Consider the following 26282-nt stretch of genomic DNA (forward strand, 5'->3'; position numbering starts at 1 on the left):
AACCGATAATTTCAGGTACGCCTGCCGAACGCGACTTTTCCGGCTGGTCTGCGTCGGTATCTTATCTTCGACCGGCATCCCGAGGTGAAACTCGCCTGCGATCCTCAGATCTTGTGGCGCCGACCGCAATCTACCGAAATTACCTCAACCACCCCAAAGATCCCGCGGCGCTGATTGCTGCGCTTCGACGCGTGGATCAGATCGACGCAATGCCGGGACTGAATTCCTTGCTTGTTCGCCGCCTGGCATCATCCGAAAACCTGAATCTGACCAAAGACCGATCCGTGGACGGTAACATCAGGGCGTTCGGCAACACGATCAATCATCCTGTCGGAACCTCCAAAATGGGCGGTGCCGGTGAAGCCGTCGTCGACAATCTTCTGCGCGTCCATGGAGTCAGCGGCCTGCGCTTAGCTGACGCCGCGATCATGCCGACGATCGTTTCCAGCGACACCAACGCGCCAGCGATCATAATCGGCGCCATGGCTGCGTGGATGATCATGGTAGACAACGCCGCAGGTTCGCGAACCGTGGGCTCAAGCACTCTTCTCAAACCGGCATGCGTGCCTTCACCGCGCTGACGAACCGTTCTTTGAGCAGCGCCAGGGACGCAGTCGTCAGAACCTTATCACCAATTAAATCACGGCCGATCGCCAAGCCCTGCGTCGCGCTGATGAGCAGATAAATCTCGGTCAGCAATCCGCTAAGATCGGACAAACCGTACTGCTCGGCTACAGTCATCACCTTGGCGCTGGTCAGGGAATTGACGTTTGCCATGGCGCGGCGCAAACCCTCCTCCAGCAGTGGATCCCAGCGGCTGGCTAGCTGGATTTCCGTCAAGGCCCGCGCGGGAAGGTCGTTCTGAACCCGCCACAGGATATTGGGAAAGTCCATCAAGCCCCTGAGGAGGTCCCCGTGACGGAGCAACCCTGCTTCAACAGAGCCCATCATTCGCACCATTGCCTCCTCGCCGGCGGCAGCAACCAGCAAGTCCCTCGTTGGGAATTGGTGCAGCAGCGAGCCGCGGCTCACACCAGCATCATCGAGCACCGCTTGCGTGCTCGTGGCGGCATATCCTTGCAGCGCAATAAGCTTGATCGCGCTCGAAAGCAGGATTTCGCGCATGGCTTGCCCGCGCCGGGTCTTGGCTCCCGTCCGCTCGCCAATTCCATCGACCATGCTTTCCTTCGACACTGCTCTTCCCGCCACGTAAGTCACGGGGCAATGATGCAGAAAAGATCGGGCGGCGTAAACCGCACGCAGCCGGTGCGTATCAACTGGCGAAGAACCGAAGCCCGTCAAAATCACCCCGCCCCAGCCAGTCATCCATCACCTGAAAGAACGCCGCCGCGCCCGCGCCATAACCGAAGCCCTGTGCCGCTTCCTGTGTAAGCTTGCCTTCAAGATTGTAGTAGCCCGGTGTGCACTGTTCGAAGAACGGAATCAGGTTCCCGGCCACGTCTCCGCAATGCGCGACCCAGGCATCCTCGGCCTGCTGCGTCACCTCGATCTGCGGCATTTCGATTTTTCGCGCATGGGCGACGATCGCCGCAATGGCCTTTGCACCTTCGGCAAGGCCATGGCAGAAATTGGCCGGAAGCGCAGCCTGCGCGGTCTGGTGCAGGAACAGGTTCGGAAAGCCGTGGACCTGCATCCCGTGGAACGTCGTAAAGCGGCGCGCCCACTTGGCCTGCAGGGATTCCCCACCCCGTCCCACAATGTCGTACCCGGCTCGGCGAATATAGTCGGTGCCGACCTCGAACCCGGAAGCAAAAACAATACAGTCGACCGGGTATTCTTTCTCTCCCACGCGGAAGCTCGTTTCCCCGATAGCATCGACACCGCGCCCGTCTGTGTCGACGAGCGTCACATTCGTGCGGTTGAACGTCTCCAGGTAGCCGTCGTGAAACACCGGTCTCTTGCAGAACCGCCGATACCACGGCTTGAGCGCCTCGGCCGTCGCGGGATCACGCACAACAGCATCGATCCGGCCGCGGATTTCGTTCATCTTCTCGGCATCCGCGATCTCGCCGGCCAGGATGATCTGTTCGAGCGCGTCCTCACCTGTGGCGCTCTGTGCGGCGGCGGCGATGCGGGTGAACAAGAAAGTCCAACCGTCCTGGATCAGATCCTCGCTGGCCATGCCGCCCGATGTCAGCGCGTTGAAATTGTTGATCAGTTCCTGCTGCCATCCGGGCTTGAGCGATGCCGCCCAGTCCCGATCTGTTGCCACTTCCTCGCGCACGTCGACGCCTGAGGGTGTGCGCTGCACCACGTAGAGATGCTCGGCGTGCTCAGCGAGATAAGGAGTGCACTGGATGCCGGTCGCGCCAGTGCCGATGATCGCCACGCGCTTGCCCTTGAGGCCTGTCAGCCCCCCATCGGGCGAGCCGCCGGTGTAGCTGTAATCCCAGCGGCTGGTATGGAACGTGTGCCCCTTGAACCCGGCGATGCCCGGAATCCCCGGCAACTTGGGCTTCGACATCGGACCGTTCGCCGTCACGAGATAGCGTGCCTCGATCGTATCCCCACGATCTGTCGATATGCTCCACAATCCGCTGTCCTCCTGCCAGCGCGCTTCTGTCACCGCGGTCTGGAACAGCGCCTTGTCGCGCAGGGCCCAATGATCGACAATCCGTTCGGCATGGGCGAGGATTTCAGCGCCCGATGCATAATTGCGCGGCGGGAGGTACCCAGTTTCCTCCAGCAGCGGAAGGTAGACGTAGGACTTCATGTCGCAGGCCAGGCCGGGATAGCGGTTCCAGTACCAGGTGCCACCAAAGCTGCCCGCCTTGTCGATCATCAGAACATCGTCAATGCCTGCGTCCTTGAGTTTTACTGAAGTTAGAATGCCCCCGAAACCCGCCCCAACGATAGCCACCTCGCAGCGCCGCACGATGGGCGCACGTTCGATCCACGCGACATAGGGATCGTCGGTAAAGTAAGAAAACTCGCCGTCGGCCTCGATGAACTGCTTGATGCCATCGGTGCGCAATCGCTTGTCACGCTCCATTCGGTACTTGGCGCGGAGCGTTTCAAGGTCAACGGGCTGGGCGTTCAGGTTGGTCATTGGCATGTGTCTGATCCTTGCCTCGAACGGCCTGCACCGGCCGATCGTGGAGGGAGTGCATCAGGAAAGATTCGGCAAATTCCGGGGCAATCGAAGACGATCAGGCCGGCTTGACCCAGAATTCGTCGAGACCACGAAAACCGGGGTTGCTGCTGAACACGGGCGTATGCGCGGCGTCGGCGACCAGGCCGGGCAGCCGCTCGATCATTGCCTTCAGCAACTCCTGCGCCTCCAGTCGGGCCAGCGGCGCGCCAAGGCAGATATGGCGCCCACCGCCGAAGGAAAAATGCTTTACGGCCTTGCGCGCGATGTCGAACTTTTCAGGATCGACGTTAAGCGCAGGATCGTGGTTCAGCGCGGTCAGCATGATCGAGATGTTCGCGCCCTTCGGAATGGCGACGCCGCCAACTTCCATGTCTTCGGGAGCGATACGGTCGGTCGAAAAGATCGGCGGCTCATAGCGGATCGCTTCATCGACCGCGCTCGGGATCAGAGCGGGATCGGCACATAACCTTGCCCAGTTTTCTGCGTCTTTCAGAATTTGGCAGAGCATCGTGCCGAGAAGGTCGGTTGTGGTCTGGTTGCCGGCGATCAGCAGCAGCTGGGAATGCTCGATGATTTCCGCGTCTTCCAAGCGCTGCCCGTCATGCTCGGACGTCATCAAGGCGGTGATCAGATCGTCGCCCGTCATTCCCGCAGCCCGGCGTGCTGCGATTTCGGCGGCGAACAAGTGGTACAGGCTAACAGCCGCTTCCGCTCCGGCCGCCTTGACTTCGGCTGGCGCAAGAGGATTGAGGCTCGCCGCGACCATCTGGTCCGACCAAACCTTGAAATCGTCGTGGTGGCTGGGATCGACACCCAGGATCTCGGCGATGGTGATCGTCGGCAGCGGCCGCGCGATGGCCTCGATGAAGTCGAAGCTGCCGCCTGCCACGGGATCGAGTAGGCGGCGGCACAGCGCAGCGACACGCGGACGCGCCCGCTCGATGCGCTCGGCATTGAATGCGCGGGCGACAAGACCGCGCGCCCGCTTGTGCAACGGATCGTCCATGAACAGCAGCGGCGGCGCCTTGGACAGATCCTCGCCCCGCATCCGCCGGGTCGACGTTTCGGCAGTCATCCGCGGATCGGTCGGCAAGCTGCGGTCAGCCAGGACCTTGCGCCCGACTTCAGCCGAAAGCACAACATAATCGCGCAACTGACCATCAGGATAGACCGGACAGCGATTGCGCGCGCCGTTGAGAACGGCTTGCGGGTTTTCCCTGAAGACGGGAGAAAGCGAAGTCAGTTCGACGCCCCGCGGAAGGTCATCCTGGACAAGAGTGGTCATCGGTTGTTCCTTGGAAATCGGCTGAAGTTAAGTGAGCGGCTGAAGGTTCAGCATCTGCTTGGCAAATTGCAGAAGACCCACATCGCTAGCTGGTTCGCCCGCTATGGCGGCTTCGATCTGCCGATGCCGGGTCTCGATCTCTTCGCGGTATTCAGGGTGCGTGATCACATAAAAGCGCCGTTCCGCCAAAGCGGCAAAGGCCTGATCGGCAACGGCATCCGACGCAATTCCGTTGCTAACAAACGAGCGGGTAAAGGCGCGCTCCTCCTCTGCTGCGGCAGTGATCGCGCTGCGCTCGACTTCGGCAGGCAGGTTGCGGTCAGCCTCGGTAATGTTCGTTGCAACACTGCCTGGACACAACACGCTGACATGAATGCCGTGGGGGCGCAGTTCGTGGGCGAGCGTCTCTGACACGGCAAGCACGGCATGCTTGGTTGCCGAATAGACTGCCGAAGTGCCTGGCGATGTGATCAGACCGGTGATCGAAGCGGTATTGATCACATAACCCTGCTGCCCGCTATCGATCATGGCGGGCACGAACAAGCTAATGCCGTACCCTGTGCCAAGCACGTTCACCGAGACCATCCAGCGCCAGTCCTCGGGCGTCGCGCCACTGGCCGGTGCCTTCCACGCCACACCCGCGTTGTTAACCAGCAGATGGGGGGCACCATGTTCCGACAGAACCGAATTGGCTACCTCGCGATACTGGTCCAGATTGCCCACATCAAGGATGTATGTGAACACTTTGACACCCTCACCCCGAAGCAATTGCGCTGCCGATAGCAGGGCGCCCTGCTCGATATCCGCCAGCAGGATTGTCATCCCCTCTGCCGCGCAACGCTTGGCTAAAGCGAGGCCGATACCGCTGGCTCCACCGGTGATAAAGGCTGCCTTTCCACGAAGATCCATGAATTGCCCTTCCCCTCCAAGATCGGAGCTCATATGGATTCCAATCCATCAAGTAGTCTGCTTAGACTATTTTTAGAGTGAGCGCTATCGTGATTTTCGACAGCCACACAAAAATGTTCGCCGGCGTGGGCGGAAGCTGCCTCAGCCGCCTTGGGGCGGCGTGTAATAGAGTGCACGGCTGCCGAAATCCTTGCGTACCCGCGCAATCTCGTTGCGAGCGATCATCCTGAGATGCACTTCGTCAGGGCCATCGACAAAGCGCAGCGCACGCGCCCAGCCGAGAAAGCCTGCCAGCGGCGTGTCATTGGTCAGGCCCATCGCCCCGAAAACCTGCACCGCGCGGTCGATCACGCGCGTCTGCAATTGCGCGGCCACGACCTTGATCGCCGACACGTCGATCTTGGCAGCCTTGTTGCCCTCCCGATCGAGCACAGCTGCAGCGCGCAGCACGAACAGGCGGGCCTGATCGATTTCGATTCTCGACAGCGCGATCCAGTCCTGGATATTCGCATAGTCCGAAAGGTTGCGGCCAAAAGCCCTGCGCTCCAGCGCCCGCTCGCACATCAGGTCGAGCGCCAATTCGCATTGCCCGATGGTCCGCATGCAATGGTGTATGCGGCCCGGACCTAGCCGCGCCTGCGCCAGCGCAAAACCAGCGCCTTCGGCACCCAGCAGGTTTGTCACCGGCACCCTGACGTCGCGGTACAGCATCTCGCAGTGCCCTTCGACCGCGAGATGGTTCAGCACCGGCACGTTCCTGACGATGGTCAGTCCCTGCGTGTCCATCGGCACGATTACCATCGAATGGCGCTCGTGCGCCGATGCGCCGTCGGCATCGTTGGTGATGCCCATCACGATCGAGAACCTGCAATTGGGGTGAAGCGCGCCGGTGGTGAACCACTTGCGGCCATTGATCACGTATTCGTTACCTTCGCGGCGAATGCGCGTCTGCAGGTTGGTCGCGTCTGCCGAAGCGACATCCGGCTCTGTCATGGCGAAGCAGGAACGTATTGAGCCAGCAAGCAGCGGGTCGAGCCAGCGTGCGCGCTGTTCGGGCGTTGCGAAAAGATGCAGCAGTTCCATGTTGCCGGTATCGGGCGCACTGCAATTGAACACCTCTGCTGACCACGGCATGCGGCCAATCATCTCGCCCAGCGGCGCGAATTCAAGGTTGGAGAGCCGCGTGCCCGGCTCGTCGTCCCGCAACGCGGGCAGGAACAGGTTCCACAGACCCTCAGCCCTCGCCAAGTCTTTCAGCGGCTCCATGATCTCTGTGGGGTAACGCCCGGCCTCGGTCGCATGTGCCCAGGCGCGATTGTGCGGAAGGACGTACGTGTCGAGAAAATCGCGCATGCGGGTGCGGAGTGCGCCGACGCGCTGTGAATATGCAAAGTCCATGATCTATCCTTGAAAAATTTTCGGTCAGGTGACCTGTTCCACGGCCAGCCGCGCGAACCGCCCGGCGAGACAGCCCACGTCCGACGCATTTTCTGCAGTCGCCGTGCCTTGGCGCGCACGCGCTGCAATGCCTTCAAAGATCACTGCAAGCCGGAACAGAGAAAAGGCGCTGTGGAAGGGCTCTACCGCAAAATCGTGGGTCGCCCGCTCATGATAGCGGGCAAGATATTCGGCCTCGGACGGGATACCCAGGGACTTGGGATCGAGATCCGCCATGCCCATGTACTCGGCGGCCCCCAGTTTCCAGCCCAGCGCGCTGTAAGCGACGTCAGCGGCAGGATGGCCCAGTGTGGACAGCTCCCAATCCAGCACTCCGACCACCGTAGCTTCCGTCGGGTGGAACATCAGGTTGCCGATGCGGAAATCGCCGTGAGCTATCGTCGTGATATCACCGGGCGGCACGTTGCGCGGCAGCCAGTCGATTAAGAAGTCGATGTCCGAAGATGGCTCTGCACCGGCAAGCCCCCATTGCTTTGTCCAGCGGCGCACCTGGCGGTCGAAAAAATCACCGGGACGCCCGAAGTCGGCCAGTCCAAGCCGCTCCCAATCGACCGCATGCAGCGAGGCAAGTGTATCGGCCATCGCCAGGTACATCGCACCGCGATCTTGGCGGCTGACACCCGGCAGCGCAGGATCGTTGAACACGCGCCCCTCAATGCGGTCCATCAGGTAGAAGGGCGTGCCGATCACCGCCGGATCACTGCAATAGTGAATCATCTTCGGCACCGCGATGCCGCTCTGCGCCAGCGCGCTCATGATGCGATATTCCCGATCAATCGCGTGCGCAGACGGCATTGCGGCATCCGGCTGCTTGCGCAGCACCATGCGCACATCGCCCCGAGTCAGGAAAAAGGTCGGATTGGACTGACCGCCGGCAATCGGCTCGATCGAAAGCGCTTGCCCTCCCACACCTAGCACCGAGTCGAGATAGGCCCCCAACGCAACCTTCACGCGTTCCATCGCAAATTCCATCTAACTAGTCTACTTATCCTACATTTATTGAAAATTCGGGAATTATTTGCAACATAAAACGGCTTTAACCCGACCTTCTATCAAGATTGCGCAAAAAAAGTGATCAGCATAAACTACTTTTCTCCGCTGTGAGAAATGTGTAGCGAGGCTTGGGGAACGGGGAGCCAACGCGGTTGGCGCCGTGGCTACACGCTCGCACACCATCGAAATGGAAGAGACCCAGAGGAGGGGAAATGTTCAGATCAGCCTTGGCCAGGACTGCGTCCTTGGCCGCCACCAGCTTTCTCGCACTAGCCATCACGTCGGTTGCCCATGCACAGTCGGCCCCTGCACAATCGGGATCTCCGGAGCAGCCCGGAACAGCACTAGAAGCCCCGTCAAGCGAGATCATCGTAACCGCGCAGAAGCGCAGCGAACGGGTCAACGATGTCGGCATGTCGATTCAGGCGCTGAGCAATGTCGCGCTGAGCAATGCCGGGATTGCCGCGCCGCAGGACCTGGTCAAGATCGTTCCTGGCTTCAACAGCAACCCTACGCCGTATGGCTCCAACGTCTTCACGCTGCGCGGTATCGGTTATCAGGAGACGACGCTCTCTGCCGCACCGACCGTCACGGTCTATTCCGATGAAGTGCCGATTCCGTTCAGCCCCGAAACCGCCGGGGTGGCGCTCGACCTTCAGCGCGTCGAAGTGCTGAAGGGGCCGCAGGGCACTCTATATGGCCAGAATTCCACAGGTGGCCTGATCAACTTCATCGCCGCCCGCCCCACCGACAACTTCAGCGCCGGCGGCGAAGTCAGCTACGGCCGCTTTGACGCTGTAGACATCAACGGCTTCGTGTCTGGCCCGCTTAGCAGCACGCTCAAGGGCCGCTTAGCCTTTTCGGCAAGCCAAGGCGGCGCATGGCAGAAGAGCTACACGACTAACGCCAAGCTGGGCGAGCGCGATCTGCTGAATGGCCGCGTCCTGCTCGACTGGGATCCCGCCAGCAACTTCCACGCCAGCCTGAATGTCAGCGCGTGGCGCGATCATGGCGAGACCCCCGCCCCGCAGTTCTTCGGGATCCAGGTGCTCACACCCGGTGCCGAGCTGCTGATGCCGCCAGGCCTGCTGGCCTACCCGGTCGCCCCGAAAAACAACCGCGCTGCTGATTGGGACGCGGGCGTTGACTATCATCGCCGAAACTCGTTGCTCTTCAGCTCGCTCAAGCTGAAATACGACCTCGACGAGGATGTCAGCCTGACATCGATGACCTCATACCAGCGCTTCAAGCGCAATCAGCCCGTGGAAGGCGATGGCACCGCGTTTCAGGACTACTCCACGATCCAGGCGGGCGACGTTAAGACCTGGTATCAGGAGCTACGCGTCGATGGCAGCTTTGGCGGCAAGGGAAACTGGCTGATCGGCGGCAACTACGAACACGATACCGTTTTCGATCAGTTCCGCATTCTCAATCGCGACGGGTCATTCAGCCACGTCCTGCTGTCGCTGTCGCCGCTTACGATCCTCAACCTACCCGGCAACTACGAACAGACTGATCAGAAGATCAAAACGGTGGCGGCCTTCGCCAACGTCGAATACCCGTTGACCGACACGTTAAAGCTGCAGGGCGCCGCCCGCTATACCCAAACCACCCGCGATTTCTTCGGTCAGGCCTACGATGGTGTAAACGGCAACACGGCGTTCTTCTTCACCCTGTTGCAGGCGCAGCTGCGCGCCGCTTACGGCATTTTCACGCCCAGCGGACAGATGCCTGGTTTGAACGATTGCCTTTCGCTGGGCGCCGCGCCGACTTTCTTGATGGGGTGCCGCAAGGACCGGCTCAAGCAAGACAATGTCAGCTGGCGCGTCGGCCTTAACTGGAAGGTCGATGCCAACACCCTGATCTATGCCAACGTCAGCCAAGGCTACAAGGCAGGCAGCTTCCCCACCATCATCGCCTCAACTCAGGCCGAGATGGACCCGGTGACGCAGGAACGGGTGCGCGCCTACGAAGTCGGCCTCAAGAGCTCGCTGTTCGACCGGACGCTCGATATCACCGCTGCCGGTTTCTACTACGATTACCGCAACAAGCAGACCATCGGCCGCTATGCAGATATTGCTTTCGGTACCCTGCTCAAGCTGCTCAATGTTCCGAGATCGCGTGTTGCAGGCTTCGAGGTGGCCGCATCTTGGCGGCCGGTTGCAGGACTGACGATCAATCCCGTCCTGTCCTACACCGACACCAAGGTTCGCGGCCAGTTCCTGAACTTCGATTATGTCGGCGCACCGGCTGATTTCGGCGGCCGCGCCTTTCCGCTGGTGCCCAAGCTGCAGACCTCGGTGGATGCCCAGTACCGCTGGGCTCTGGCCGAAAATCTCAACGCATTCGTCGGGGGCAACCTGACCACGCAGAGCGGTACCTACACCAGCTTCGTGCCCAATGCGAACGAGAGGGTTCCGGCCTACCAATTGGTCGATTTGCGTGTAGGCGTCGAAGCCGGAAACTGGCGTTTCAGTATCTGGGGCCGCAACGTGACCGACAAATGGTACTGGACGTCCGCCACGCGCATCAACGATGCCCTGGTCCGCCAGACCGGGATGCCGCGCACCTTCGGCGCAACGATCGGCTTCCATTACTGAACTCTGCGCGAAGGGGCCGGACGTCGCCTTCTCGACATCCGGCCCACGTCTTAACAATGGTCGCATTACTTTATAGTCTATGTAGACTATTAGGTGCGCGACATTGGCGTCGCGATTGAGGATCTCCAATCTTCGCCCTCCCCAATCGGTGATCCAACCCCCATTTACGACATGCTGCAGAACCATACTAAACTAGGTATTTCCGGAGATCCGCCAATCGAGCGAGCTGAGAACGATGCGAGACACCTTCCACAATCAGCAGCGCGACACCGCCGCATTAAAATATTTTATAGTCCGCGTTGACTGGTTTGATTTTTTCTCCAAGGTGGAAACGGCAAACGGACGAGTCGCAATTCCGGCAGCTGGCAAATCGCGGATGCTCGGACCGCCAAACCCGCCCCTTGGCAGCAGCAAAATCGGTCGGAATAGGCCGGACTGGGAGAAAATTGGCCATGAAGAAAGTGCGTTTGCGCGCGGCCGCGTGCACCCTTGCAGTATCCATTCTGAGCACAGGCAGCTTCGCCCTACCGACAGCGGCTTCGGCTCAGGCGATCGGTGAATTTCCGCCGATCGAAACTGGCATCACCCTGCCAAAGGACGAAGCCGCGCATCGTCAGCCCGCTGAATGGTGGTACATGACCGGCTTCATCGATGGCACCGACCCCTTGGGCAAGAAGCGTTCCTACGCCTATCAGGTCGTGGTCTTCCAGATCGCACCAGTCGCCGGTCTTCCCCCGGTTTATGATGCGCATTTCGCCATCTCCGACCTGAATCGCGGCACCTTCAGCTTTGAAAAACGCACCCTGCCGGGTCTATTCACCAGCACGCAAAACCGCTTCGATCTCGACGTGCTCGGGTTCAAGATGGGCGGCTCCATGGGCGGTTATTACGCCAAGGCCGCGCGTGCGGACCTTCAGTATGCGATCGACCTCACTTCGCAGGCGACACAGGGACCGACGCTGAACGGCGCCAATGGCGTCGAGACCTACGGCACCTGGAAGTCCCCTTACTATTCCTACAACGTCAACCGCACGACAGGCACGCTTTGGGATCATGGCGTGCCGATCAAGGTCACCGGTACCACTTGGTACGACCACGAATGGGCCACCGGCGCTCCCGGTCAGGCTGACAGCGGCTGGACGTGGTTTGGCGTCTCGATGGATGACAACACGCAGTACAACCTCAGCTTCTTCATGAAAGGCAATGGCACAATCGACAAGGTCATCGGCGTGAAGACAGCGAATGGCACGTTTACGCCGATCCCGGAGAACCAGCTCAGCCTCGAACGCATGGGCAGCTGGAAGAGCCCCCACACGGGCTACACCTATCCGGCGAGCTGGAAGGTCAACCTCCCGGAAGGTTCGATCAATATCGTGCCGATGATCCAGGATGCGGAGCTGTACGCCCCGGTTACTCAGAAATTTTATTATGAAGGCCCCGCGAAAGTCACCGGAACCTTGGGGGGCAGGGCCGTAACTGGGAAGGCGTTCGCGGAGATGAACCCTTGGGGTGTCGATTGGGGCTTACGGATTTTGCCCTAAAATACCGACAAAATGCTCAAAACAGGAGGGATGAATGAATTGGAAGAGAGGTCGCAGGCTTCTGGGCCGCGCAGCATGCTGGCTGTCCGCAGTCGCAATGCTTGGCGGGATCGCTGCATCGCCAGCCCAAGCCCAACTTTTTGAACAACCTGCACCCGTAGTCCTGCCCAAGGACGAAGGAGCCCATCATAGCCAGCTTGAATGGTGGTATTTCGTTGGCCACCTTTACGGCACAGATCCGAGCGGCGCCAAGCGAGAGTACGGTTACGAGGTCACCGTGTTCCAGCTCTGGCCATTGCCGCTCGGCCCCGCCACTTATTCGTGGCACGTCGCCATCACCGACGTGAATAACAAACTCCATCGGGTCGAGGAGCGGATCAAGGCTGACATTATCCCGACGCAAACCGGCGGGTTTAGCTTCACCAACAAGGACTGGTCGATCAGCGGGTCTCAGCAACGGTACGCGATCAAGGGCATGCTTTCCGATGGCCGCTTTGGCATTGATCTGACCACAAGCAGTAAAATTCCTTTCGTCGTCCACAATGGCAACGGCGTCGTGGATTACCGCCCGATTGGCAAAACATCAGCCTACTATTCGTCGACCGCGCTCGACACCGTCGGCACAATTTACGACAATGGCGTCCCGATCAAAGTCACCGGTATTTCTTGGCAGGACCGCCAATGGTTCGTTAAAGGTACTGTCATCGACGGTGGCGGAACGATTTTCGGCGGTGGCTGGAATTGGTTCGCGATGCAGCTCGACAATAACACGCAATACATGCTTTATTATCTGCAGGACCCGTCGACCGGTGCCGTCGTGAACAAGTTCGGTACGCGCGTTGTGAACGGCGTCAGTAGCACGCTGACCGGCGCGCAGATGGACCTCAACGTCCTTTCGACTTGGCGCAGCCCGAAATCGGGTTACAATTACCCGTCGAAGTGGAAAGTGATCCTGCCCGAGGGCGCGGTTACCGTTACCCCGCAGGTCCAGGACCAAGAAATGATCTGGCCAGGCCACCGCACCTATTGGGAAGGCACTTCGGAAGTTGCGGGCACGCTCAATGGACAGACCGTCACTGGACGTAGCTACGTCGAAGTAAATCCCTACAACCAACCATATGCTTCGCTGCCATAAGGGGCGCGGTTAGAGGATGTCCGGGTGTGCTGCACCCGGACATTTTCCGATTCTTGAGTATCTGCTCACTAAAAAGGTACGAGAATCTGGACCTTGCGAGTTTCGGAGACGAACTGCGCCGCATCCTGTTTTGGAAGGTTTGGTCAAATGCTTGCTGTTTGGGACTCGTTTGCTGGGGTTACAAGTCAAACAATCGCGCTGGCACGGGTCATCAGACTGACTGTAGCAATCATACTGGCCTCATTCTTCTGCGTTCGGCCCGCCCTTGCACAGACCGGCGAAGTCCTGTCGTACCTGACCGCAATAACAGTGGTCGAGGATGCGGACTCCAAGACCGTGCTCAAGCTGCAGCTTGCGCCACGCATAAATAGCCATGTCGCGGCATCCGATGCTTCTGGCACACCGGCCATCGCGTTCACTCTCACGCAACGGGGCCAGCAGCTCGCGATACCCGTCCTTTTCAAAGGGCCGCTGAAGACCATTCGGGTTGAGGAAAACCCTGGCTTCCTGTTTTTGCGCTTCGACACAAAATATCCCGGCGCGCAGATCGCATCGGCTGACAATTCCGATGCGAGCGTCATTGTAACTATCAGCGATCCACATGGTGGCGGCGATCGTGCAACGCCGTCCGCCACTTCGGGCAACGGCACGGGCAATGCGGCCGGCATGGGGTCGTCTTCGGTTGATTACGCAGCGATGGGCTTCGCGCTTGTTATGCTCGAATATGCCGATGTCAGCGAAGTTGCAGGCCTTCTGGCCGACAGCGGCGCGATTAAGCCCAACGATACCTTCGTACCCCGCTCCCCCGGTTTCGGATCGACCAGCGCCAGCGGCATGGGCAACAGCTACAACCCGGGGGCCCAAACCCAAACTGGTGAAGCCCAATCGTTGGGGCAGCCAGTCAATGCAAACATTGCGATTGATCGCCGGCTCAATGCCATCTGGCTGAGGGGCGATACCGAGACTATCAAGCGGCTGAAGGCCCAGATCGCGGCGATTGACCGCCCGATCGACACCGTCATGCTTGAAACCCAAATCGTGGAGCTGACCGAAACCGGCGCCCGCAACATCGGCCTCGATCTTGCCAACGCCAACGGCCAAGTGGCGACCGCCTACGGCTCCTACGGGAACATTTCGTCCTCCGGCGGTGCCTTTCCACTAACCCGTTACCAGTTCAACGGCACGGTCAATGTCCAGGCCGCGCTCTATGCCCAGATCCAGAAGGGCGAAGGCAAAATCCTTTCCCGCCCACGCATTGCCGCGCAAAGCGGCGCGTCGGCCCGGATCGTCACCGGCGATGCCATCCCCATCCTTACCTCGATCACGCTTTCCGGAGTCAACGGAGTTTCACAGCAGGTCCAGTACGTCAATGTCGGCGTGACCTTGCAGATCGCCCCGCGCGTCACCGAGGAAGGCATCGTTTCGAGCCACATCTATTGCGTCGTCTCGAGCGTGACCGGCTATCTCCAAGGCTATCCCACGATCAGCCAGCGAGAGGCTGAAACCTTTGCCACGGTGCGAGACGGGGAATCGTTCGTCATCGGCGGGCTGTCGCAGGAGAGCTCGATCAAGAACCGGTCGAAACTGCCGATCCTGGGTGACCTGCCAATCCTTTCGATTCTGGCGGGTGCCAGCAAGATCAGCAAGCAGAAAACCGAACTTTACATCATGGTAACACCCCACGTGATCCGCAGGCTCGATCTCAAGACTGCCGGCGGTCGCGATGCGGTTCCTCCTGGTGCGCTCGTTCCGACGCAGCCATGAGGCCGCCTTTGCCCACTTAGCTTTAGCGGACAGAGGATCTCGCCCCCCAACACGATCGGTTCCACCCGCCTGAAATCCTATCCCAAAAAACGTGACGGAAGCAGCGGAAAGTTCCGTCCAGAAAGGCATATATCCAAGGCCTCAAAAAAATCATGAACGAGTTGGGCGCACGATGGCGGACCTGACCTGCCACCTTTGCTTCACGCGATTATGAAGGCTGAGCTCGGCGACCTCTACATTTTTCATGGCGGGGTTAGCCATCGGTTGGAGTCAAGGTTCTCGAGAACCTAGTTTCCCAAGAATTTCTGTGCCGTAAAGACAGTGTGCTTCCGCAGATTCTCCGGTCATACCAACTGAAAACATTTACTGCGTAGCAATTCTTCTCACGCGTTATACGATACGAATGGCAGAAAAGACGGTCCCAATTGTATGTAAGATGATTTATATCTTTATACTAATTCAATATCTGCAATATTGTAATATTATTTTGCTATATGACTATTTGACTGTTATTTCTGTATTTATAAAATTGAGTCTAATTTAGCGGTTCATAAATGTGTACTGAAAGATCTTAAACTTGGAATAAAAATGCAGAATAAAGTGTTTCTTATGAAAATCTTCAAGTGCGATGAATATCTATTCAGGCACCTAGTTGAAACTTATTTTGTCTTGGAGGCAGCACACCTCCACAGGAAAATTATCGACTTTCAATTCACCTAAAACTTCGATAATTAAATCATATGAAACCTTCACCTCACCCCTTGGAAGATGACCGTCTACGAGAGCTGCGGCGATACGCGATTTTAGACACCCAAAGGGAGCGAGAGTTTGACGAGCTCGTTGAGATAGCGTCTGAAATTTGCCAAACTCCTGTGTCGGTCATCAATTTCATCGATCATGGTCGACAATGGTTTAAGGCAGAAGTCGGTTTGGGTGTCAGATCAACCCCGCTTGAAACAAGCCTTTGTGGTCACGCCATCCTGCAGGGTGATTATATAGAAATCCCCGACACGCTTGCTGATGCACGAATGGCAGATAATCCCCTCTGTACCAGCGATCCTGGGTTCCGCTTCTATGCAGGCTCCGTTCTCAAAGGAGCCAACGGTCTTCCGTTAGGCACGCTTTGCGTGTTGGATCACAAACCACGGGAGTTGACAGAACATCAGCGGGGAGTGCTGCGGGTCTTGTCACGCCATATTATGCGCGAACTGGACCTGCGCATATCGCTCGAACGAGAGCAAACGCTACGACGAGAGGTTGATCACCGGGTCAAGAATTCCCTCGCCTCAATCAGCGCCCTGCTTTCGATGAAAGCCCGCAGAGAAAACAACATTGCCGTGAGATACGCACTCGAGGATGCGATTAGCCGAATTCGCTCCCTTTCGGCTCTTCATGAAGAGCTTCATGAGCTTGGCTGCCAGGATCAGGTCAGCCTCAAATCGCTATTCGCCCGTATTGAAACCGGCCTCCAACCCTTACTTTCTGAAGGGATTGAGTTGAAAATTTCAACGAGCGACGTCAGCGTCGCTCCGGAACTGGCTAACTCCCTTCTCCTCGTAGTGAATGAATTCGTCGCCAATTCCGCGAAGCATGCTTTTAGCCTTGGCGTTGGCTCGATCGCAGTGGACATAAAAGTGCAATCTAGCCAATTGGCGCTGGTTTGCCGGGACAACGGGAACGCTGGCCAAGCAGAAGCGGAGCGCGCAGCCAGAGGCACAGGGTTGGGCACGCGAGTCATACAGTCCATCGCTTCGTCGCTGAACCTAGTGCCTCAATGGCACGCTAGTGGTAACGGGATGGAATTGAAGCTGAGCGGACCGCTCACTACCGATGTGAAATAACAATTCGATATTTAGTAGTGGCCAGCATAGATTCGGACTGACTCAAAATAGCGTCATAAACTGAATTTATGGTCCTCTGGCTTTGGACTTCGGCGCTATGGGTGTCGTATTGCCTCATGATCAAAGTGACTAAGCAGATACTAGGGCGCTGGCAGGCGACTCGCGATAGTTCCCAAACGCCATCAGCACCGTGACCACATCATCACTTGCCCCTCTTTCCATCCAACTGCCGCTGGCCCGTGATCACGGCCTCCTGCCGGTATTGGAAATGGACGGCTACCTCAGCTGCGTCCTGGTGACGCCGCACCTGGAAACCTCGCAGTGGGTCTTGGGCGTGTGGTGAGAGCGGCCTGCCATCGATCCTGCCCGGATCGAACAGGGCCTCATCTCGGCGCTAGCCCATCGCAAGGCCATTGAGACCAGCATCGCCGTTAGCGTTGCGTGCGCCCCACATGGACGTCGGGCGGTCGGCAAGGTGATTTGACCAATGCGGCACTGTGAGCGAATTCAGATGGGGACAGTGTGCCGCACAGTGCCGACGCGATTTTGCACGATGCGACGCTGCTGGGTACGCAGCGCACGAACCGGAGGTGGTACCCGCGGGAGAAGGCGTGCATAACAGCGGAAAGCTCCGGACCTGGCGCCAACGGCTCAGCGATCGCACGGTGTGAGCCTTGGTTTGTTGCACTGCTGGCGGCGAATAGTGCGCGATCGTGGCGCAACGGAGCCAATTTCGCTGGTGCCGCCGGCGCAATGGAATCTGGAGATCGAAATCGGCGGAGCGGGTGATATGGCGCAAGGCCAAAACTGTCGTCTGGTTGAGCAGCATCCGGTCAAGAAACGGGAGCTTGCCGTTTGCAAAAGCGCCATGCCCCGGCCACGCCGTTCCAGCGCCTGCTCAACGAGCCTCGGATCAGCGAGGAAACACGTAAACAGTTGCGGGACACAGCCGCTGGGCTGGACCCGGTTCGCCTGCTGCGCGATATCCGGACGGGCCAGCGGAAATTGGTGGTCCTCGCTGATGCGTTTGCGTCTGCTGCGCCGGTGGAGGAGATCTCGCCCCCGTTTGGATGCGTTTCTGTCGAGCCTAAAAACCTTATGGCAGGGCGGCGAGGCGCTGCCCGCAACAACTGTAAGACTACCACAGCAACGGGGGCGCCGGCTACCAGATCCACTGGCCGAGGTTACAGATCAGTTGCAGACTTGGTTCACCGAGGAGCCATGGTTCACTGGATGCGAGCTGCTGGAAAAGCTCCAGACCAATGTGCCGGGAGATTATACGGAGGGTCTCCTGCGGACCGTCCAGCGTCGATTTAAAGGTTAGCGCACTGCACAGGCCCGAGCGCTCGTGTGCAGCGTAGTAGATTCCTCGCGCAATAAGGAAAGGGCAGCCACATGGGCTTTGGTAGGCGTTGCTTGACGGATTGCCACTCTGCCTCGCCTACGGCTTGGGGCTGCGCGGCAATCCGTCAGGCAAGCAGTGGTCAAGCCCGGCAATGTCTTGCAGGGTACATACTACGTGAGGCAATGATCGACCACTCGGGAACATTCCTCCATGAGGCAACACGAATCCTCATCCAGTTTGTCGCGCTACAGGGGCGCGAGATCGATGCGGAGATTTCTCCTCGCTCGCTGATTAGGCCATGGGCAGCAACTTGTCAGGTCGCCGAAACGGCAAGCTACCGCGCCGGACGATCCCGCGCGCATTGGCAGGGGCAATGCCGAGCGATCAACGACTCGCTTAGCGGTCGATCACGAGCTCGTCAGCCAGAAACATTGCATGGGGGGCCATTGTTCGCACCATCGGCATCGCCCGAGCCCGCAACAAAATCGACTGGCGAACCTCGCTTGTAACCACCTCAGTCACGCGTAACTCGATGGGTTCACTGTACCTGCTTGGGGGGAAAAACCGCTCGCTATGGCCGGGTCCGCCAGCGAAATCAGCAGAGAACCAAACCAAGCGCCTGATAGATTCCATCGCTCTTATTCCATCGGCAGAAGCCGACCTCAAGAGGCGATGCCGAGGCGATTACCGACACCGAACGGGTTGACGGGAGGCCCTAACATCGCGAATAAGCCGCTACTGCGAGTCAGTCGCATTAGCAGGAAGGATCGTAGATGGGGGTGTATCCAGAGTTCCGGCAGCCCGAAAGGAAAGGGTGTTCGATTGGCCAGCGTCCTCAGATATTCGCCGCATGGCAGCACGCCCGGCCGGCATGTGCATCCCTCGCACTGGCCGTTGCCATGCTCGGCGCTCCAGCTCAGGCGCAGGACAACGACGGCTTCTACTGGCTCAACCGGATGAACCAGATTGTCGTCACCGCAACGCGGACGCCGGTGAAGGTCGAGGATCTGGCGGTTACGGTGTCGCTGCGGACCGATGGGCAGATTGCCGATGAACTCGCCACGGACATCAAGGATCTTGTTCGCTTCGAGCCGGGCGTCAGCGTCCAGCGCCAGCCCGCCCGCTTCAACGCTGCGCTCTCGGCGACCGGGCGGGCCGGCAATGACGGCTTCACCATTCGCGGCATCGGCGGCAACCGGGTGCTCATGCAGGTCGATGGCGTGCGGGTGCCTGATGGCTTCAGTTTCGGCGCGCAAAGTGCCGGGCGCGGCGATTATGTCGATATCGGGCTGATCAAGTCGGTTGAAATCCTGCGCGGCCCGTCCTCGGCGCTCTATGGCAGCGATGGTCTGGCGGGCGCTGTCAGCTTCATCACCGCCGATCCTGCCGATTTCCTCGAAGGCGGCAAGACCGTGGGCGGACTTGTGCGGAGCGCCTATTCGAGTGCGGACAACGAGTTTGCCGAAACAGCCATTCTCGCAGGCAGGTCCGGCGCGTGGTCGGCGATGGCTGCCTATACCCGGCGCGACTGGCAGGAACTGGACAACAAGGGGACGGTCGGCGGCCTTGGCGCTGCGCGCACCGAGCCCAATCCCCAGGACGGCCGTTCCGATGCCGTGCTCGCGCGGATCGTCTACGCCCCGGCAGGCGGCCACAAGCTGCGCCTTACGGGCGAATATCTTGGCACGCATCTGTTTACCGAGGGCCTGACCGGCCGCAGCGCGACTGTCGAACTGCTCGAGGGTATCGATACGGGCGAGCGCAAGCGCATCGCCCTCGACTGGAGCTGGGAAGGCAGCGGCATCATCGATTTCGCGCGCGCCGCGGTCTTCTGGCAGGATGGCGAGGACCGCCAGTTTACCGACGAGGACCGCACCCCGGCGGCAGACCGCGAGAGGCTCAACACTTTCGAGAATCGCGTGATCGGTTTTTCCGCCGATGCGCGGTCTGATTTCGCCACCGGCGCGCTCTCTCACCGGCTGGTTTTCGGCGGCGATTACAGCCGCACGCGCCAGCGCGGACTGCGCGACGGCGTGGTTCCGCCTGCCGGAGAAGTCTTTCCCACCCGCGCCTTTCCGACCACCGATTTTACCCGGGCGGGGCTGTTTGCCGGTGACCAGATCACGTTCGGCGCGCTGACGCTCTATCCGGCGCTGCGCCTCGACTGGTATTCGCTTGATCCGCGCAAGGACGTTTTGCTGCCCAGCTTCACCGGTGCTTCGCAGAGCGGCGCGCGCCTTTCGCCCAAATTCGGCGCCGTGTGGAAGCTGACCGACACCATCCGCCTGTTCGGCAACTATGCGACCGGCTTCAAGGCCCCTGAACCCGGGCAGGTCAACCAGTTTTTCCAGAACCTTGCCTTCGGCTACACCTCGCGCCCCAACCCCGATCTCGGCCCGGAACGCAGCGAAAGCTTCGAAGGCGGCCTGCGCTATTCCAGCCGAGCGGTAAGCCTCGATCTGACGGCATTTTCATCACGCTACCGGGATTTCATCAGCCAGGAAGTGGTCAGCGGCAGCTTCACCCCTACCGATCCGGCCATCTACCAGTATGTCAATCTGGACCGGGTCCGCGTGAAAGGCGCCGAAGCCCGGTTCGAGGGTCGCGCGCGCAGTGGCCTCCATGCCACGCTCGCGCTGTCCTACGCGACAGGGGACGTGATCGAGCCGGGCGGCATCCGCACCCCGCTCTCCACGATCGACCCGCTCAAGCTGGTCGTGGGCCTGGGCTATCGCGATCCACGGGGGCGGTTTGGCGGGCAGCTGATCGTGACGCACAGCGCGCGCAAGGCGCTGGACCGCACCACCGGCCTATGCTCCCCGGCCTGCTATCGCCCCGATGCCTTCACCATCCTTGATCTGACCGCGAATGCCCGGATCGCGGAGGGGCTGACGCTGCGGGCCGGCCTCTTCAACCTGCTCGACACGACATATGCCTGGTGGAGCGACGTGCGCGGGCTGGCCTCCACCACGACCATTGCCGATGCCTATACCCAGCCCGGCCGCAACGCGAGCGTCTCGCTCAGCTATCGTTTCTGATCTCAAAGGGAGGCAAACCTGTGAACCCCATCAAGTCTTTATTCGGTGCAAGCCTGCTTGCCGTTGCCCTCGCTGCCAGCCCTGCTCTGGCCCATCCGCCAATCGCCGCAGAACAAGCGGCGGCCAGCTTTGAAACCGACCGCGCCGATATCCTCGCGATGGCGGGGAACTACCGCGTGAGTTTCGACATGCAGGAATCCACCCGCTGGGATCCGGCCTATACCCCGCTGGAAAAGAAAACCTCCGGCGGCCACGAAGTCGTTCGCGTGATCGAGGACACCGGGCGCAAGATCGTGCTTCAGCACCTGCTGGTGGTGGAGCACGAAGGCAAGGACATGGTGATCAAGCACTGGCGCCAGGATTGGGAGTATGAACCAGCCCGCGTGCTGGTATATGCGGATCGCAACACCTGGAAGTGGGAAGAAGTGCCGGAAAAGATGCGCACCGGCCGCTGGTCGCAGACAGTTTGGCAGGTCGACGATTCCCCGCGCTATGGCGGCTGGGGCCAGTTCGAGACCCAAGGCGGCGTGCGCCGCTGGCGTTCCAACTGGACCTGGCGCCCGCTTGCGCGCCGCGATGCGGTGCGCAAGCCCGTGTATGATCGCTACCTCTCGATCAACCGCCACCAGAACAGCCCCGACGGCTGGATCCACTGGCAGGACAACACCAAGATGGGTTGGAAGCAGGGCAAGCTGGCGCCAATTGTGCAGGAATATGTGCTCAACACCTACACCCGGTTCGATGGCTACAACGTCAAGGCCGCCGACGACTATTGGGCGGCGACCAAAGACTATTGGGCGGCCATTCGCGCGGAATGGGACAAGGTTGCCGCCCAAAAGGGCGGGATCGGCATTCAGGAGGAGGCTGAAACCGGAACCGTTATCAGCGCGCGGCTGATGCAGCTTGCCGACGACATCCGGTCGGGCAAGACCAGCACGTCCAAGGCCATTGCCGAGGCGCGCCGCATCATGGACGAAAACACGCGCACGCTTTGAATTGGCGGGCCTTGCCGTTTGGAAGCGACATCGCGCGTTCAAAAAGGCAAGGCCGACATTGTGGGTCTTAGCCCTGTGGGTGGATCGTGCCTATGATTGCACCATCAGCTTCGCGTAATTTTTCTTGTATCGTAGGGATTTACATCAGTGCCTGACATTCTTCACCGGCCCGCGAGATTCGTCGCCAGCTTCACCGCGGCGCAAGGCAGCGCGGCAATCCCGCCACACGCAGATAAAGCGCCCCACGGTGCGAGAAAGAATGGCAAGACAATGAATTCCCGGCGCTATGCGAAAGTGGCAGTGAAAGTGGCCTGCTCCGCAGCACTTGCCTTATTCGGGGCCAGCACGGCTCTGGCCAAGACCGCACCTGCCGCGCGCCTGCAGGTCGATCCGAAGGCGTTTACGCTCGTCCATGTCACGCTCGATGGCAAGCCGTTGGCGCTGCGCCGCTATGAAGCTGTCTATGTCCGCAAACCGGTGGCCATGGCCGCCAATCAGCCCGCCCGCCGCATGGGACCGGGAGGCAGCCCGGCTGCGGCGGACAAACAGGTCCTTGCCAACCCCCTCGCCTACCAGTCGCTCTATGTTTTCGTGCCTGAAGGGGCGAAGGCTGATGCGGCCATCATCCTCAACGTCAACAATGGCGGCTGGTTCGCCAGCGAGCTTCGGGCGGGCATCCGCGATGGCGGCAGCTATCAGTCTACCAGCAACACCGACAAGGTCGGCGCCGCGCTTGCCGCCGGCTACGTCTATGTCGACGTAGGCACACGCGGACGCGGCATCGTGGCCGCCGATGGGACCTATCCGGGCCATGCGCCGGCGGCGGTGATCGATACCAAGGCGGCCATCCGCTGGCTGCGACTCAACGATGCCGCCCTGCCCGGTTCGGCGGAACGGATCGTGGTGACGGGCACTTCGGGTGGCGGGGGTCTTACTGCGGTGATCGCCGCTTCGGGCGATAGCCCAGATTTTCTGCCCGAACTGGCCAGAATCGGCGCTGCCGGGATCAGCCGAACCGGAAAAAGCACGCTGTCCGATGCCGTTTTTGCCGCGATAGCCTATTGTCCGATTACCGATCTTGGCCATGCCGATCTGGCTTATGAATGGCTCTACGGGCCGGTCCGGTCGGCGGGCGGCACGAGGGGCAACACCGGAGGCGGCCAATGGATGCCTGCCCAGATGGCCGCGTCGGCCCGGCTTGCAGCCGGCTATCCCGCCTATCTGGACAGTCTGCACCTGAAGCTCGCCGACGGCCGGGCGCTGACCGCCGCCACGATGCGCGATGCCATTGGGGCGCAGGTGATCGCGGAAGTGGAGCACCACATCGCGCAAGGCGGCACCGTGCCCGCGCGAGGCGAACCCTTCAACATTGCCATCCCGCGCATGTTTGGCGGCTCGATGCAGATCACGCGGGCCAACGACTGGGTGACGGTCAGCGGCGGCAAGGTCACCGATTTCGATCTCGGCGCTTTCCTTACCTTCGTCGCTGCCATCACCCCGCTGAAGCCGGTGCCCGCCTTCGACCGCAGCCACAACAGCGGCAACACCGGCATCGACGGCGAAAATACGCTGTTCGGCGCGGCCGATCAGGCCTGGTCGAACTTCACCCCCTACGGCTGGGAAGCCAATGACGTGGCGGGCGATGGTTCCGGAGCGGACGATGCGGGCCTCGCCTGGAAGGGTTGGATCACACACCGTGGCCAACCCCTGGCCCGGCAGCTTCGCATGATCGATCCGTTCAGCTACCTTGGTGCCGAGGCCAAAGCCAGGGTCGCGCCCTATTGGTATGTGCGCCATGGCATGATTGACCGCGACACCGCCTTCCCTGTCGAAATCGCGCTTTCGCGAGCCATCGCAGGCGATAGCGCGGTGAAGGAACTTGATTTCGCGCTACCATGGATGACCCCTCACAGCGGTGATTACGATGTGCAATCGGCCTATCGCTGGCTGAAAAAGGTCATTTCGGAGAGTGGGTCCTGGTAGGTCTTACCATATAGCTGAAGCGACCAAGTCATATCTCGACGTGAGTAAGTATAGTGGGATTTGCGGACCTTAGTGGCCTCAATCGGCTTCGTGCGGACGCAAAACCACTCTTCATCAGTGGGCCCTTGGTTTCGGATCTGGTATGCACACCCTACGCAGTTACACTGCTGAGGTATGGGAAACAATGCCGTAAAATCAGTGCGCGAGATGCTGGGGCTGCTCGGCAGCGCGCATGCCGCTGAAGGCCATATGGTCCCAGCAAACGACCGGAATTCCGCGACTTTCGACCCCAGTTTTGATATGGGCGATGGCCATATGGTCCCCATGCGGCGAAATCCCTGGCGCCGGGCACTTCTCGATGGCAACTTTGCGCGGCGCAAGCTGCCGCTGCGCGAAACGGAATACTGCATCTGGGATACCGAACTCGCTGGCTTTAGTCTGCGCGGCAGGCCGACCGGCAACACCTACTGGTTCGTTCGTCTGCGCCTTCGCGGCAAACATCGCCGGATCACATTGGGCCGTTCCGACGAACTCGCGGCAGAGCTTGCCCGAGCACCGGCCCGGCGCTTGCTTGCCGAGGTGGCGCTCGATGGCTTGCCCAAGCGCGCCGTGGTCAAGTCGACGCCGATCATGTCGGACTTCGTCGAAACCTATTGGGGCGATCTTTCGCGGGTTTGGAAAGCATCGACGACCAAGCGGAACTGGAACGCTTGGAAGACCGTCATCGCACCAACGTTCGGCGCGATGCGCGTGGCGGACATTCTTCCCGCCGACATTCACCGCTGGCGCGACGACTGCGCGGGTACGCGGGAGGGGTTGTTCAATCGCGCCCTGCCGGTCCTGGCAGCACTGGTCAAATATGCCTAGGCGCTGCGCTTGCGGCGGAAGGGCTCCAACCCCTGCCGAGGCATGCCGAGATACTGGCGCGAACCGAAAGAGCGATACCTGACGCCGGCTGAGTATCGCCGGATTGGAGCGGTGTTACGTGAGCAGCAGGCAGCCTATCCCGCACAGGTTGCGCTCCTGCGGCTACTCCTGTTCACCGGTGCGCGAGTCGGGGAAATACTGAATCTGCGCTGGGAGTGGGTGCAGCCGCCACGCTTGCTCCTACCTGACAGCAAGACCGGAGCAAAAACGATCTGGCTCAACAGCCAAGCACTCGAAGTGCTGGAAGGGATCGAGCGGCTTGAGGGCACCACGTTCGTGTTTCCGAACCGCGCAAGGACAAGGCCGCTCAACTTCGACAACTGGTGGCTTCCCTCCCGTGCGCGCTGCGCCTTACCGGATGTCCGCGTTCACGACCTACGGCATAGCTTTGCCTCGACCGCGATCATGGACAACGTACCGCTTGCGACCATCGGCAGGCTGCTCAGACATGTCCTGCCGGAGACGACCGCCAAATATGCTCACCTGTCCGATGACGTGATCGGCAATGCCGCCGGCCGCATCGCCGGATCGCTGGCGCAGGCGATCGGGTTGCGTCCATGACCACCGCCAGTCTCAAGCGGATCGTCGAGGAGGCGCTCGCCGAAGTCGGCGCGAACGTCAATTTCCTGCTGGTGCCCAAGGGCAAGGCCCGGTCCACCACCTGGCTCGGGATCGAGCACGGCTTTGGCATCCGCCATTACCCGAGCGGCCGCAACGTCTACATCGTGCAGACGCGCATGGCAGGGAGGCAGCGGACGGTCACGATCGGCCCAGCCTCGGTGTTGACGCGGCATCAGGCGCAAATGGTGGCGGGGCGCGTCATCGCCTACGCGCAGGTCGGTCGCGATCCAGCGACTGACCGCAAGCGCATCCGCTCTGCACCCAGATTTGACGATTTTCTGGAAGAATATTGGTCCCGCTGGTCGCCGCAGTGGAAGGCTTCGACGTTGGCAACCCACGATGGCTATCGCCGCCAGTATCTCGATGGTGCCTTCAAAGGCGTATTCATTGACGAATTGAACGAAGAGAATGTGACCAAGTGGTTCGCGGACCGCAACAACCGCAGTGGCCCCGGCGCGGCGAACCGCACGCTCGAGATCCTCAAGAACATGCTCAACAAGGCCGAGGTCTGGGGATACCGGCTTGAGCATACCAACCCCTGCCGGTCGGTCAGGCCGAACAAGCGCAGGCAATGCGAGCGTTTCTTATCGACGGAGGAACTAGCGCGGTTTGACCATATGCTTGCCGAGTTGCGCGCCAGCGAGAATCTCACGATCCGCTCTGGATGCTCGTTCATCACGCTGCTGTTGCTGACCGGCTGTCGCTACCGCGAAATCCTCACCCTCCAGTGAC

At 60.0% G+C, this 26282-nt stretch carries 18 protein-coding genes; 12 read left to right on the forward strand and 6 right to left on the reverse strand.

The window, feature by feature from the left end:
• Positions 1-8 precede the first annotated feature (8 nt).
• Positions 9-581 carry a GMC oxidoreductase gene (locus tag HHL27_RS09770; protein WP_338114871.1) on the forward strand — a complete coding sequence of 191 codons (573 nt, stop codon included), beginning with the start codon at positions 9-11 and terminating at the stop codon, positions 579-581.
• On the opposite strand, the gene HHL27_RS09775 is transcribed toward HHL27_RS09770, so the two are convergent.
• The 6 genes from HHL27_RS09775 to HHL27_RS09800 all read right to left on the reverse strand — a co-directional run bounded on the left by HHL27_RS09775 (position 550) and on the right by HHL27_RS09800 (position 7739).
• Positions 550-1326, reverse strand: coding sequence for a TetR/AcrR family transcriptional regulator (locus HHL27_RS09775; RefSeq protein WP_206069492.1), 777 nt, complete (start codon positions 1324-1326; stop codon positions 550-552). The two genes, HHL27_RS09770 and HHL27_RS09775, sit on opposite strands and share 32 nt — an antisense overlap.
• The gene (locus tag HHL27_RS09780) at positions 1274-3076 is read right to left on the reverse strand and encodes a flavin-containing monooxygenase (protein WP_169493208.1); all 1803 of its coding nucleotides are present in this window, start codon (positions 3074-3076) and stop codon (positions 1274-1276) included. The genes HHL27_RS09775 and HHL27_RS09780 overlap by 53 nt, the downstream gene beginning before the upstream one ends.
• Before the next feature lie 94 nt (positions 3077-3170).
• A complete protein-coding gene (locus HHL27_RS09785) occupies positions 3171-4400 on the reverse strand; it encodes a cytochrome P450 (protein ID WP_169493209.1) in 1230 nt (409 codons plus the stop codon).
• 27 nt (positions 4401-4427) lie between these two features.
• A complete protein-coding gene (locus HHL27_RS09790) occupies positions 4428-5342 on the reverse strand; it encodes an SDR family NAD(P)-dependent oxidoreductase (protein ID WP_169493210.1) in 915 nt (304 codons plus the stop codon).
• Positions 5343-5450: 108 nt separating this feature from the next.
• Positions 5451-6707, reverse strand: coding sequence for an acyl-CoA dehydrogenase family protein (locus tag HHL27_RS09795; RefSeq protein WP_169493211.1), 1257 nt, complete (start codon positions 6705-6707; stop codon positions 5451-5453).
• Positions 6708-6731: 24 nt separating this feature from the next.
• Entirely contained in the window at positions 6732-7739 is a 1008-nt protein-coding gene (locus tag HHL27_RS09800; RefSeq protein WP_169493212.1) for a phosphotransferase family protein, read from the reverse strand.
• 266 nt (positions 7740-8005) lie between these two features.
• On the opposite strand from HHL27_RS09800, the gene HHL27_RS09805 reads away from it, so the two are divergent.
• From HHL27_RS09805 to HHL27_RS09850, 11 genes are all read left to right on the forward strand, one after another.
• Positions 8006-10360, forward strand: coding sequence for a TonB-dependent receptor (locus tag HHL27_RS09805; RefSeq protein ID WP_169493213.1), 2355 nt, complete (start codon positions 8006-8008; stop codon positions 10358-10360).
• A gap of 452 nt (positions 10361-10812) precedes the next feature.
• Positions 10813-11901: a carotenoid 1,2-hydratase gene (locus HHL27_RS09810; protein ID WP_206069493.1), complete on the forward strand. Its 1089-nt coding sequence runs from the start codon at positions 10813-10815 to the stop codon at positions 11899-11901.
• Positions 11902-11935: 34 nt separating this feature from the next.
• Positions 11936-13036 (forward strand): lipocalin-like domain-containing protein, encoded by a 1101-nt coding sequence (locus tag HHL27_RS09815; RefSeq protein ID WP_169493214.1) that lies wholly within the window; start codon positions 11936-11938, stop codon positions 13034-13036.
• A gap of 93 nt (positions 13037-13129) precedes the next feature.
• Entirely contained in the window at positions 13130-14800 is a 1671-nt protein-coding gene (locus HHL27_RS09820) for a type II secretion system protein GspD (protein WP_169493215.1), read from the forward strand.
• Positions 14801-15540: 740 nt separating this feature from the next.
• On the forward strand, positions 15541-16641 hold the full coding sequence (locus tag HHL27_RS09825) for a sensor histidine kinase (RefSeq protein WP_169493216.1): 1101 nt from the start codon (positions 15541-15543) through the stop codon (positions 16639-16641).
• Between the two features lie 2244 nt (positions 16642-18885).
• Positions 18886-21024 carry a TonB-dependent hemoglobin/transferrin/lactoferrin family receptor gene (locus HHL27_RS09830; protein WP_169493217.1) on the forward strand — a complete coding sequence of 713 codons (2139 nt, stop codon included), beginning with the start codon at positions 18886-18888 and terminating at the stop codon, positions 21022-21024.
• Between the two features lie 20 nt (positions 21025-21044).
• A complete protein-coding gene (locus HHL27_RS09835; RefSeq protein ID WP_169493218.1) occupies positions 21045-22019 on the forward strand; it encodes a DUF6607 family protein in 975 nt (324 codons plus the stop codon).
• Positions 22020-22289: 270 nt separating this feature from the next.
• Positions 22290-24002, forward strand: coding sequence for a subtype B tannase (locus tag HHL27_RS09840; protein WP_169493219.1), 1713 nt, complete (start codon positions 22290-22292; stop codon positions 24000-24002).
• A 324-nt stretch (positions 24003-24326) separates the two neighbouring features.
• Positions 24327-24869, forward strand: a complete 543-nt coding sequence (locus HHL27_RS22405) for an integrase arm-type DNA-binding domain-containing protein (protein ID WP_240959603.1) — start codon at positions 24327-24329, stop codon at positions 24867-24869.
• Between the two features lie 42 nt (positions 24870-24911).
• Positions 24912-25490 carry a tyrosine-type recombinase/integrase gene (locus HHL27_RS22410; RefSeq protein WP_240959650.1) on the forward strand — a complete coding sequence of 193 codons (579 nt, stop codon included), beginning with the start codon at positions 24912-24914 and terminating at the stop codon, positions 25488-25490.
• The gene (locus tag HHL27_RS09850) at positions 25487-26281 is read left to right on the forward strand and encodes an integrase arm-type DNA-binding domain-containing protein (RefSeq protein WP_169493220.1); all 795 of its coding nucleotides are present in this window, start codon (positions 25487-25489) and stop codon (positions 26279-26281) included. The genes HHL27_RS22410 and HHL27_RS09850 overlap by 4 nt, the downstream gene beginning before the upstream one ends.
• Position 26282: the final 1 nt, after the last annotated feature.

This window comes from Novosphingobium olei, from assembly GCF_012927405.1.
GTDB classification, from domain to species: Bacteria; Pseudomonadota; Alphaproteobacteria; order Sphingomonadales; family Sphingomonadaceae; genus Novosphingobium; species Novosphingobium olei.